Annotated in this window: 10 protein-coding genes; 2 read left to right on the plus strand and 8 right to left on the minus strand. The window is 38.6% G+C overall.

Features of this window, described 5'->3' with window-relative positions:
* From M3P19_RS08540 to uvrC, 4 genes are all read right to left on the minus strand, one after another.
* Complete coding sequence (locus M3P19_RS08540) at positions 1–966, minus strand: tryptophan 2,3-dioxygenase family protein (protein ID WP_249657244.1); 966 nt, start codon at positions 964–966, stop codon at positions 1–3.
* Between the two features lie 5 nt (positions 967–971).
* The gene (locus tag M3P19_RS08545) at positions 972–1751 is read right to left on the minus strand and encodes a DUF3108 domain-containing protein (RefSeq protein WP_249657245.1); all 780 of its coding nucleotides are present in this window, start codon (positions 1749–1751) and stop codon (positions 972–974) included.
* Between the two features lie 322 nt (positions 1752–2073).
* Positions 2074–4338, minus strand: a complete 2265-nt coding sequence (locus M3P19_RS08550; RefSeq protein WP_249657246.1) for a patatin-like phospholipase family protein — start codon at positions 4336–4338, stop codon at positions 2074–2076.
* 6 nt (positions 4339–4344) lie between these two features.
* On the minus strand, positions 4345–6135 hold the full coding sequence (gene uvrC, locus M3P19_RS08555) for an excinuclease ABC subunit UvrC (RefSeq protein WP_249657247.1): 1791 nt from the start codon (positions 6133–6135) through the stop codon (positions 4345–4347).
* 483 nt (positions 6136–6618) lie between these two features.
* On the opposite strand from uvrC, the gene M3P19_RS08560 reads away from it, so the two are divergent.
* Positions 6619–7179, plus strand: coding sequence for a 5-formyltetrahydrofolate cyclo-ligase (locus M3P19_RS08560; protein WP_249657248.1), 561 nt, complete (start codon positions 6619–6621; stop codon positions 7177–7179).
* Here M3P19_RS08560 and M3P19_RS08565 read toward each other — a convergent pair.
* From M3P19_RS08565 to ileS, 4 genes are all read right to left on the minus strand, one after another.
* Positions 7167–7805, minus strand: a complete 639-nt coding sequence (locus M3P19_RS08565) for a lipoprotein signal peptidase (protein WP_249657249.1) — start codon at positions 7803–7805, stop codon at positions 7167–7169. The two genes, M3P19_RS08560 and M3P19_RS08565, sit on opposite strands and share 13 nt — an antisense overlap.
* A 33-nt stretch (positions 7806–7838) precedes the next feature.
* Positions 7839–8387 carry a hypothetical protein gene (locus tag M3P19_RS08570; protein ID WP_249657250.1) on the minus strand — a complete coding sequence of 183 codons (549 nt, stop codon included), beginning with the start codon at positions 8385–8387 and terminating at the stop codon, positions 7839–7841.
* 102 nt (positions 8388–8489) lie between these two features.
* Positions 8490–8873, minus strand: a complete 384-nt coding sequence (locus M3P19_RS08575) for a TraR/DksA family transcriptional regulator (protein WP_249657251.1) — start codon at positions 8871–8873, stop codon at positions 8490–8492.
* Positions 8874–8875: 2 nt separating this feature from the next.
* On the minus strand, positions 8876–12277 hold the full coding sequence (ileS, locus tag M3P19_RS08580; protein ID WP_249657252.1) for an isoleucine--tRNA ligase: 3402 nt from the start codon (positions 12275–12277) through the stop codon (positions 8876–8878).
* Positions 12278–12456: 179 nt separating this feature from the next.
* Here ileS and M3P19_RS08585 point away from each other — a divergent pair, with 179 nt between their 5' ends.
* Positions 12457–12789, plus strand: a complete 333-nt coding sequence (locus M3P19_RS08585; protein ID WP_249657253.1) for a hypothetical protein — start codon at positions 12457–12459, stop codon at positions 12787–12789.
* The last annotated feature ends 33 nt before the right edge of the window (positions 12790–12822 follow it).

The following is a 12822-nucleotide window of genomic DNA, read 5'->3' on the forward strand; positions in this document are numbered from 1 at the left end:
CTATTTCCTATTTGCTGGATTAAATATGTGGTCAACCCATTGCTTTCCCCAGGTTTCAAGCTCGTTTTCCGAGTACAAAGTTGGGAAAAATATTATTTTCTGGAAACTCGGGGGTAAAAAGTCCTTCCAATTGGTGCCTCCTGTGGCATCCACTTCTTTGTTTTCTTTTGCCAAATAACGGTAGGCCGAACCCATATGCATCAGTGGCCAATTCACATTTGCATTGATGTCCATTTCCTTAAGGGATTTGATCAAGTCCTCATTTTTCCTGCTTTCTTCAGGCAACCGCAGGTATTTTTGATAAACGTTGCTTTCCTTCACTTGATTGGAGATTCTCAGCAAACGAGGGGTATACCTGTACTCAAATTGCTTTAAGGTCAACGTCTTTTCGCCTGTTGCTTTATCAGTTGCCCCTTTTTTCCAATAAATTTGTTCAAATAGTTCTTCGATAGTGTCTTTTGAAGAATAGGAATCACGTTCGGTGTGGTGAACCAAATGTTCCAGATTCGTAGCATAAATTTCAATCATACGGTATTGTGCAGATTGAAAACCACTGGCTGGTAACAAAGCCATTCGATACCTAAGAAATTGCTCCCGCTCCATTCCTTTTATCATGATACTAAAGGATGAAATCAAGGCCTTGAAATAGCTGTTTATTCGATTTATCTTCTCGATGAAGTACTGTACATCCTGAGACCTATCTTCGACAATTTGTTTTTGTTCATGCAAAATCAACTTGAAGTACAATTCAGTTATCTGGTGGTACATGATAAAAATCTCCTCGTCTGGAAAATGCGTTCGAGGGACCTGTATACTCAATAAGGTATCTAAATGGATGTAATCCCAATAGGTGAGATATTTTTGATAAAGCAGACCATCCAGGTAGGAACTTAAATCTTGTCCAGAATTCTTGTATTTCTCCTCAAGCTTATTGATTTGGGACTCAATTCGCTCATCATTCCTCATTAAAGCTATCTCATTATAATTTTAAACTGGTTTCTTAGTCCATTATAGCCATCCAAATCCGCTTTTATAGATCCTACGGCCAAATCTGCCTTGATCCGCACCGGAATCTTGTTTAAATCATTGGAAACCCAAAGGGTAAGACTCTCTTTTTCCTTGAAAACCCTCCCTGACTGAACCAAGGGTCTAAATTTAAGACATTCTACCTTACCAAACTTAGTACGAATCACTTCTTTGCCCAAGTATTTCAATTGAAATTTGAAAATTCCGTCATCATCAAAGAGCATATCCAAATCAATGGATTCCCCTTCTTTGAAATCTTTTAACTGATATTGGCTTCTTAGGTGATAACTAGCAGAAAGCAAATCCTGTATACTTGTACTGACCGGAATATTTATTTCTTTCCCCGCTTTATTATCACGCAATATTGCCTTGTCCTCTCCATAATTGAAATCAATCTCTATGTCCTTGGTGTAACCACCTTCGTCTGTTTTTCGAATAAACCGATATGGTTTACCATCGGATTTGTCAAAGTAACTTTCAAACCTATCATTTACTTTAAAAAACAAACTTGCAAAACCAGTAGTTTTTCCTATCCCAGTCACATGATAGACAGGAAGATTTTCCAATGTATCTGATTTTAAATGAAGTGTAGCATAACTGGCATTCAGAAATCCGTAATGGATTCGGAATTTCAACCATTCTCCAGTTTTATAAGCAGGATAATTGTTTTGACCCATGACGGGCATCACAAGGAGAAGTAAAACAAGGGCAAATAACTTTCTCATGGCATTTTTGTAGGTATAAATTTACTAAAATCACATTTCAACGAGGTTACTTTACAATTACATAAACAAAACTTGTTCCAAAATATTATAAATAAAAAAAGCCCAGTGCAAAAACTGGGCTTTTCCTAAATAACCAACCAAACTTTAAATTATGAAAAACCAATACTTAAAGTTATAAGGGAACCACCCCTTATGCTGACAAATATACATCACGATTTTGTAGGAAAATAAGGTTTTAACGGACTTTAACTATATCACCTCAACTCTGGTGAAAATAGAATGAATTTTGGCAATTTTTTAAGAATAATGGGGGCTGACAGCATCAAAACCAGTACCCCACACTAAAAAAGAAGTTACTTTCAGATATTTGCGGACTCCACGAATAATAGATTTGGATTGGCCCTAAAAAAGACTCAAAACCATATCCCACTCCATATCCGGAAAAACTAGGTTCTGCAAACCAATCCCCTGTTCTGAATAAATCATCGGCAACATTGGCTACATTGGCAGTAAACAGTAGGTGGTTTTTGGGTGCCAATAAATAGTCCAGACGACCATAGGCCTTTACAAAACTATTCCCTTGAAGACTTAAAAAGTCATATCCCATAAATGGAATGAAGTTATTGACAAAATCATTTCCGTATCCCCCTAGAATAAAATCGAAGGAAGTAACTCCTGAGGTGCCAAATTTAATTCCGCCTTCCGTTTCTAAATTCAAACTCAAATTTGGGAATAGGGATAGTGCTGTTCCAAATCGAGCCTTGCCGACTGAAAACTCCTTGAAATTGTCATTGAAATCAGAAGACAGCAGATACAAATGGAAATCACTGTCAAAAAGGACTCCTTTTGTTGGAAAGTACTTATCATCATAGGTATCCAAAGTGATTTTTCCATAAGCACTAAAGTAACTGGAGTCATCAAAAAACGTCCGCTCACTACCATCTTGAAGTATTGTTTCAGTTACCTCATCATCAAACTGGTTCAAAGTTCGTGTGCTATAGCGGAGTAATTTATGCTCAAGCCCCAAGGTCATGGCAAATTCCTCCCTTAAAACGGTTTGTAGGTATACTTGATTGGTCAAATCCGTGACATCTAAATTTATGGCTCTAATGTTTGGATCATTTGGAGCATCAAAGTTTGAACGGATCAATGCGTAATCAATTTCCTCATTGAAATTCGTGAACGTGGAATTGATTCCGAAACTCCAATAGTAGCCTTTGTCCAGATAATATTGAAGGTTGTATCTTATATTATCGCCAACAATAAAATCGAATGAAGCCACATCGTCCTTCATTAAGAAGTTCTTTTTAGTGAGGTTGATCAAAGCAGAACTCTTATAAAGATCATCGTAATGTGCACCCATTTTGATGAACATTTTTGTTGGATTTTCTTTGAGCTTCAATATCAAATCCGTTCCTAGTCCATTGGAAACTAGTTCGTATCGAATTGCTTTGAAGTTACCAGTGGCAGAAAGATTATTGATACCTTGTTTCAACTTTTCAAAAGAGGTTTTTTCTGCGAGGTTCAACCGTAATTTTCCTTTTATATAGCCACGGGTGTAGCGGTCATTCCCTTTAAGAATCAATCGATTTATGGTTAAACTATCCTGCACGGCAATGCGCTGATCCAAGGTTTGTGGCTGTTTTAGGCTATTGGCGACTTCCTGCAGTTCGCCAAGTTTTTTATACGCTGCCTCTTCTCCGCTTTCTATGATTTCCACACTGCGATCAAAATCTATGACTGAGAAATCATCTATTTCCGGTCTAATGTAAATATCGGTTTGCTGCGCCTTCTTCTTCATATCCTTCACTGTTCTGTAATTGTTGATTTGAAGGAGAATTTCGGTGGCTGATTCCAAAGATTCACGCGTAGAAAGGCCGTGCTGTACATCAACACCAATAATGATATCCACTCCCATCGCTTTGATTTCATCTATAGGATAATTGTTGACCACCCCACCGTCTATCAAAACTTCGCCTTCTATCTCTGAAGGCTCAAAGAGTGATGGAAAGGTACCACTGGCCATTATTGCTTCGGGCAAATAACCGCGATTCAGCAATACTTCTTCGCCAGTTTCAACATTGGTTGCAATGCAAAGAAACGGGGTGGGTAATCGACTAAAATCCTGCACATCCTTAACATGGAACAACAAGCGCACCAACTCATTGTATATGTTCTGTCCGCCAGAAATTGCCTGCGGAAACGAAACATTGAAATTGGTAAATGGCAGGCTCAGTGCGTAACGCTCCGAGTCGTCTTTTTCGTAGAAATTCTTTGCGCTTCGCGGAACGTTGTCTTGAATCAGTTCTGTAAAATTGGTAACCCGGAAAATCGAATCCAGTTCTTGCGCGGAATACCCGGAGGCGTATAATGCCCCCACAATGGCTCCCATACTTGTCCCGCCAATATAATCCACTTGTATACCAGCTTCATCCAACACTTTTAACGCCCCAATATGAGCTAGTCCTTTAGCCCCACCACCACTCAAGACCAATCCAATTTTTGGTTGCCTTTCCGTATTGGATTGAGATTGGCCTTTAAAGCTTATCGCCATTATTAAAATAAGTACCAGTACTTTGATTCTCATGGTCTCTTAATGGAAATTCTTATATATTTTTTTTGCCTTCGCCATACCTACAGATTCCGCAAGTCGCTCAATGGTTGCTTCCTTTACACGTTTTACGGACTTAAACTCCTTCAGCAATTGTTCTGCTGTTTTCTTTCCAATACCATCGATGTTTTCCAATTCTGAATCTATAGCTCCCTTGCTCCTTCTATTTCTATGATGTGTAATCCCAAATCGGTGTGCTTCATTTCTTAGTTGCTGGATTATCTTTAAACTCTCCGATTTTTTGTCAAGATATAGTGGGATGGGATCTTCTGGAAAATAAATTTCCTCCAATCGCTTTGCGATTCCGATAATGGCAATTTTACCTCGCAAACCCAAGATATCCAAGCTTTTCAACGCGGAGGATAATTGTCCTTTTCCTCCATCGATGACAATTAGCTGCGGTAAGGGTTCATCTTCACTCAACAAGCGTTTGTAACGCCTGAACACCACTTCTTCCATACTGGCAAAATCATCTGGCCCTTCTACCGTCTTGATATTGAAATGCCGATATTCTTTTTTTGCAGGTTTTCCATTTTTAAAAACCACACATGCTGCCACTGGATTACTTCCTTGGATATTGGAATTGTCGAAGCATTCAATATGCGTGGGTTCCTCAGAAAGCCTCAAATCTGCCTTCATTTGTGCCATTATCCGTTTGGTGTGACGATCTGGGTCTGTTATTTTGATTTGTTTGAAGCGATCTTGTCTAAAAAAGCGAGCGTTGCGTTCTGATAATTCCAAAATTCGACGTTTTTCGCCCAGTTTGGGTAAAGTAACCTTTATGTTCTCTTCAACTAATACAGGAAATGGTAAATAAATCTCCTTGGATTGCGAATTAAATCGTTGCCGTATTTCCGTAATGGCCAATTGTAGCAGTTCTTCATTGGATTCTTCCAACTTCTTTTTGATTTCCATGGTATGGGAACGGACTATGGAACCATGAGACAACTGTAGGAAATTAACGTAACCATGGGTTTCATCGGAAATGATGGTAAACACATCAACATTGTTGATCTTGGGATTTACCACGGTGGACCTTGCTTGGTAGTTTTCAAGGATATCTATTTTATCCTTAATCCGTTGCGCCTTTTCAAATTCCATTTCTGCGGCCATTTGCTTCATTTGGCTCTTAAAATGTTGCAATGAACTTTTAAAATTTCCTTTTATGATCTGTCTAATGCTTTCAATCTGACCATGGTACTCTTCTTCCGATTGAAATCCTTCACAAGGACCTAAACAATTACCCAAATGATATTCCAAACAAACCTTGTATTTTCCAGCGGCAATTTTTTCCTCAGATAAATCGTAATTACAGGTTCTTAGTGGATATAGGCTCCGAACCAACTCCAATAACGTTCGAACCGTTTTCATGCTGGTATACGGGCCGTAATATTCTGACCCATCCTTAATCAATTTGCGCGTTGAGAAAACTCGAGGAAAACGCTCTTTTTTGATGCAAATCCAGGGATAGGACTTATCATCTTTGAGCAAAACATTGTAGCGGGGCAACAATTTTTTTATCAAGTTGTTCTCCAACAACAGAGCGTCTGACTCGGTGGCTACAACAATATGTTTTACGGATTTTATTTTTTTGACCAACACTCTGGTCTTGCCGTACTCCTGTTTTTTGTTGAAATAGGAAGAAACTCTTTTTTTGAGATTTTTAGCCTTACCGACATAAAGAATCTTGCCCTCAACATCGTAGAACTGGTAAACTCCAGGGCTATCTGGCAAAGCACTTATCTGAACACTAATGGAAGGTAGGTCGGGCATATTAATCTCACGAATCGCTTCACTAACAAAATTAGCTTTAAATATTCAGTGTTAATGCCTTGACTTGACGAAAATAGATTCTTAATTGATCGATAAGGATTTTACCTCATCGGTAAGTCTTGATTATTTTGAAAACTTGGTTTATTATCCCTTTAATCCCTATCTGTCAGATTGGTTTTCTTCCAGTATATCAGATAGTTACAGAAGTGTTCTTACCTTTGATTTTTCCTACAACAATAGAGGAAGTTGTTAAACTGTTGCTAAAAAAGTTGTATTTCGTCGATAAAAAGTGCATTTCATAGTGAATTTTCAAATTCTTTTACCTATTTTTAACCGTATAAAAACAATTCGATGGAGAACTATGTTATCGTTTTGGGAATGTATTTGATTTTGATGCTTTTCTTCAAAATCTTTTTTGCGGTTTCTACCAAAGAATAAATTTCTGTTCCCCAAAACACCTACCCCAAAAATCTTCAACATTCAATGTTGAAACATGAACTAAGAAAGAAATACAAAAACCTGAGATTAGGTATTACACCACAAGAAATCTCAGTGAATAGTATACAATTAGCAAATCATGTACTTCAAATCCCAATTTGGGATTTTTTTTATTTCCACACCTTTTTGAGCATTTCAGAAAATAGAGAAGTTGATACGCTTCCTATTATCACCTTATTGCAAGGCAGGGATAAGAATGTTGTAATCCCAAAAGTCAAAGGCGATGATGAAATGGAAAATTATCTGCTAACTGACAACACTACATTTAAAAAGAACACCTGGAACATCCCAGAACCGGTTGAAGGAATTATGGTGCCAGAAACTAAAATCGATGTTGTCTTTCTACCTTTATTGGCCTTCGACCTCAAAGGAAATCGTGTGGGTTACGGAAAGGGGTTTTATGACACATTTCTTCGTAAATGTCCGTCAACAACTATGAAGATTGGATTGTCTTTTTTCGATGCCGAAACGTTAATTTCCGACACACATAAAAATGATGTTCGATTGGATTTTTGTGTAACTCCTGAAAAAATCTACGAATTCTGAGCCGTTTCCTCTTTTTGCTTTGGGAAGGCTTTTTTGTTGAAAACTATCAAGATTCCCACACCTGTACTAATAGCAGTGTCAGCAATATTAAATACAGGCTCAAAAAAACGAAAGCGTTTTCCTCCAAATGAAGGCACCCAATCTGGCCACGTAGTATCTATCATTGGAAAGTAAAGCATATCCACCACCCTTCCATGAAAAATCTTCCCATAAGGCTGGTCAGAAAACAAAGAAGCTACTTGACCATAGCTATCATTGAAAATTGCGCCATAAAAGACAGAGTCAATGATATTGCCAACCGCTCCAGCAAAAATTAGAGAAACTGCCAATATCAAGGTTTTTGGTGATTGCTTTTTGATAATATCCCACAACCAATAGCCAATTCCTGTTATCGCAAACAATCTAAAAATGGTCAATATCAGTTTTCCTGTTGATTCGGAAATCGGTAAAAAGTCACTAAGTTTTGTGCCCCATGCCGCACCAGAATTTTCAATGAAATATATTTTAAACCATGAAAATATCTCGTGGGATTGCTCATATACAAAATTGGTTTTGATATAAATTTTACTGATTTGATCCACTAAAAGGATCAATATGATAATAACTAGGGACTTCTTTAAATTCATATCTCGGAAAAGCGATTGGGCAAAAGTAGGATATTATTTTGTTTTCTTCAGTAAGATGGTACCTTCCACGGTATTGAGGTTGTAAGTTGTATCCCCATTTGGTATGAACTCCTTGTTGACTTTACCATATGAGCTATTGGCAGAAAACCTTCCTTCTGATGCAAAGACGTTTATATCTCCCTTCTGTGTTTTGACTACTATAGTTTCAGTTACATCATTTAAAGTACAAGTGCCACTATCAAGTTTAACCGATAATGTGCTGTAATCTCCTGTTGCATCAACCCGACTATGAGTGCCAAATACCGCTACATTTTTGTACTCCGGGACTGTGATGTCCAACTCTATTGAGATCACTTTGTGAGCACTTAGCTTATCATTAGGGTTAGTGAAGTTGGGCTGAAATCCAGCGCTGATCACCATGGTAGCTCCTATTTCTTCTATTTTAACCAATAAATCAGGAGCATACTCGCCTTCTATATTGGCTTCAACCTGTATTTCATTTGATTTGTTAGATGTTCTTAAAGTCACTTGAAAACAATTTCCCGCATCAATTTGAATGAACTCCGTAGCTGGGTTAAGCACGCCTTTTTTAATTAATTTTTGACCTTGGAGCAATCCAAAACACAACCAGCAAACTATAAAAACAAAAGGTCTCATAAAGAAAAAACGCCCGAAGGCGTTTTGTTATTTCTGCATGTTCTTGGCCTCAATGCTCAATGTGGCGTGAGGAACAAGTTTCAATCGTTCCTTATTGATCAATTTGCCAGTAACTCGGCAAATCCCATACGTTTTATTCTCAATACGCAACACGGCGTTTTTCAAATCCCTGATGAACTTTTCCTGGCGGATCGCTAATTGGGTATTCGCTTCTTTGCTCATGGTTTCTGAACCTTCTTCAAATGCTTTGAAAGTTGGAGAAGTATCATCAGTACCATTATTCCCATCATTCATGTATGAACTCTTCAACAGTTCCAAATGTTTTTGGGCTTTCTCTATTTTTTCTTCAATCAACGCTCTGAATTCCTCAAGGTCCTTATCGGAATATCTTACTTTTAAATCTTGCGCCATCTTTAATGTTTTTTGATCAACAATTTAGTTTTTACATCGTCAAAGGCAATAGCTACGCCTTCTTCCAGACTTTCTTCAAAATTAAGCTGGGCGGTCAGTGTTTCGGTCTTGATATAGTCCTCGTTGCTCGAGACCGCATTTTCCACCAAACCATCTTTTAATATTTTGATATCGATCTTGTCAGTTACTTCTAATCCAGACTCCTTTCTAAGGTTTTGGATTCTGTTGACAAGCTCCCTGGCAATACCTTCTTTCTTTAGATTCTCATCAATGGTAACATCCAAGGCAACGGTCAATGGACCAGAACTTGCAACCAACCAACCTTCAATATCTTGAGAACTAACCTCTACATCGGTTAACTGTAAATTAATACTTTTATTTTCCAAATCAAGCATTAATTCGCCTTCACGTTCTATTTTTTGGATATCCTCTTGTCTCAGTTTACCTACAGCAGCGGCAATCGCTTTCATATCCTTGCCAAACCGAGGACCCAAAACCTTAAAGTTAGGCTTTATTTGCTTAACCAGAATACCTGAAGCATCATCCAACAACTCAATTTCCTTGACATTTACTTCGGATTTTATCAAAGCGGAAACCGCTTCGATTTCTTCCTTTTGATCGGTATCAAGTATTGGTATCATAACCTTTTGCAAGGGCTGTCTCACCTTGATTTTTTCTTTCTGACGAATAGAAAGCACCAACGAGGAAATCTTTTGCGCCAATTGCATTTTTCGCTCCAATTTCTTGTTTACCATGGTGGAATCAAAAACCGGGAAGTCCGCCAAATGAACACTTTCGCTTCCTTCTTTACCACTAACAGCATCCAAATCCTTGTATAATCGTTCCATAAAGAAAGGTGCGATAGGGGCTGATAACTTGGCCACTGCAGAGAGACAAGTGTACAACGTTTGATAGGCTGAAATTTTATCCTGCTGATAATCCCCTTTCCAAAAACGTCTTCTGCTTAAACGTACATACCAATTACTGAGGTTTTCCTGCACGAAATCGGAAATCATACGGGCAGCCTTTGTTGCTTCGTAATCTGCATAGGCTTCATCCACCTTTTGAATCAATGAATGTAGTTCTGACAATATCCATTGATCTATTTCCGGCCTTTTATTTAATGCAATATCAGCTTCCGAATAATTGAATTCATCAATATTGGCATACAAGGCCATAAAAGAATACGTGTTGTAAAGTGTTCCGAAAAACTTACGTTTTACTTCCACGATTCCCTCAATATCAAACTTAAGATTATCCCAAGGATTGGCATTGGATATCATGTACCAACGGGTTGCATCCGCGCCATGCTCTGGCAATACTTCAAAAGGATCTACTGCATTGCCAAGGCGTTTGGACATCTTTTTCCCTTCCTTATCCAAAACCAACCCATTGGATACCACATTTTTATACGATATGGTATCAAAAACCATGGTGGCAATTGCATGCAATGTATAAAACCAACCTCTGGTCTGATCTACGCCTTCTGCAATGAAATTTGCAGGAAAGGCAACTCCATCATCAATCAACTCCTTGTTTTCAAACGGGTAGTGCCATTGTGCATAAGGCATGGAACCACTATCAAACCAAACGTCAATCAAATCAGATTCTCGCTTCATTGGCTTTCCTGATGGTGACACCAAGGTAATTTGATCGACAATATTTTTATGTAAATCGATTTTATCATAGTTGGATTCGCTCATATCTCCAACCACAAAATCATCAAACAAATCTTTTTCAAGAACACCCGCTGCTACTGCTTTGGACATTGCCGCTTTTAATTCTTCAACAGAACCAATGATCATTTCCTCCTTACCATCATCAGTACGCCAAATAGGCAATGGTATGCCCCAATATCTGGAACGGGACAAGTTCCAATCGTTGGCATTCGCCAACCAATTTCCAAATCTACCTTCTCCTGTGGCTTTAGGTTTCCAATTGATATTTTGGTTAAGCTCAAACATGCGATCTTTGATGTCCGTTACTTTTACAAACCAAGAATCCAATGGGTAATACAGGACGGGTTTGTCCGTTCTCCAACAATTTGGATAGCTGTGAAGGTATTTTTCGACCTTGAAGGCTTTGTTCTCCTCTTTTAGTCTAATGGCAATCTCAACATCCACGGATTTATCTGGAGCTGTGCCATCATCATAATATTCATTTTTAACGTATTTACCCGCAAGTTCCTGCATCTCCGGCCTAAACCTGCCTTGTAAATCTACCAATGGAACTGGATTGTTGTTTTCATCCAAAACCAACATTGGTGGTACTGGAGGATTTGCTTGCTTTGCAACCATGGCATCATCCGCACCAAATGTGGGTGCCGTATGCACAATCCCCGTACCATCTTCCGTAGTTACAAAATCGCCACTGATAACCCTAAAAGCATTTTCTGGATTTTCATAGGGCAAGGTATAATCCAACAATTGTTCATACCCAATACCAACCAAATCTTTACCTTGAAAGCCTTGTTCAATTGAATAGGGTATCTTTTTATCTCCTGGGTTATATGCGTCAAAATCCTCTTGACTTTCTGCCAAGTAGAACTTCCCGGCAAATTGTTTGCCTACCAAAGCTTTAGCCAAAATCACCTGAATTGGTTCAAAGGTGTATTGGTTATAACTCTTTACCAAAACATAGTCAATCTTAGGTCCTACTGTCAAGGCCGTGTTTGATGGCAAGGTCCAAGGAGTGGTAGTCCAAGCGATAAAATGTATGTCTCCATCGACGGATTTAAGGAAATCAGGCAAGGTCTCCTTTTTGGCTTTAAACTGTGCCGTTACCGTGGTATCTGTAACATCCTGATAGGTTCCTGGTTGATTCAATTCGTGAGAACTCAATCCTGTTCCAGCTTTAGGAGAATAAGGTTGTATGGTATAGCCTTTATAAAGCAATCCCTTGTCATAGATTTGCTTCAACAACCACCATACAGACTCCATATATTTGGATTTATAGGTGATGTAGGGGTCATCCATATCCACCCAATACCCAACCTTCTCGGTCATTTCATTCCATACATCTGTATAGCGCATTACCGCTTTTTTACAGGCAGCATTGTATTCTTCAACGGAAATCTTTTTGCCAATATCCTCTTTGGTGATTCCCAACTCTTTTTCAACGCCAATTTCAATAGGCAATCCATGAGTGTCCCAGCCCGCTTTACGCTTTACTTGAAAACCTTTCATGGTCTTATAGCGAGGAAAGATATCCTTAATGGTCCTTGCCATTACGTGATGAATCCCCGGCATACCATTGGCAGAGGGCGGCCCCTCATAAAACACGTAGCTCTCCTTGCCCTCTCGGGTAGAAACACTTTTTTCGAAAATTTGGTTCTTCTTCCAAAATTCCAAAACTTCCTCCGATACCTTGGGCAAATTCAATCCTTTATATTCCGCAAACTTCATATGTACTGCTACTTCGTCTAAAATTCCGAGTTTGCAAAATTAAAAATTTAGACGGAATAATTGGCGTATCAAAACCTAATTAAGGAAGGTAATATGCTTAACCTAAATATGATATCAACAATAATTAGTTTTCTCGCAAATTTTATATCTTACTCAGACTAACACTAAACCATTTATTTATGAAACGAATTGTAATTGCGTCAATGGCATTGCTAATGGCATTGATCGTATTGGATTCATGTAAGGAGGCCGCCGATAAAGCAAAGGAGGCTGCCGAAGAAACAGAACAAGCTCTTGAAGAGGCAGGAGATGATATTCAAGAGGCTACCAATGATGCCATGGATGCTGTAAAAGAAGCTGGTGAGGAAATTCAAGAAGCTGGAGAACAAGCACTGGACAGCTTAAAGCAGGCGGGTGAGGAAACCATGGAGAATGTAAAAGAAATGGGCAATGACATCAAGGAAGCCACGGATGACTTGAAGAAAACCGTAGAGGAGAACACAGACCATTAAACTTAAGTTCCCTTAAATTTCAAGCCCTGTTTT

The sequence above is a fragment of the Flagellimonas spongiicola genome (assembly GCF_023502425.1).
GTDB lineage: Bacteria > Bacteroidota > Bacteroidia > Flavobacteriales > Flavobacteriaceae > Flagellimonas > Flagellimonas spongiicola.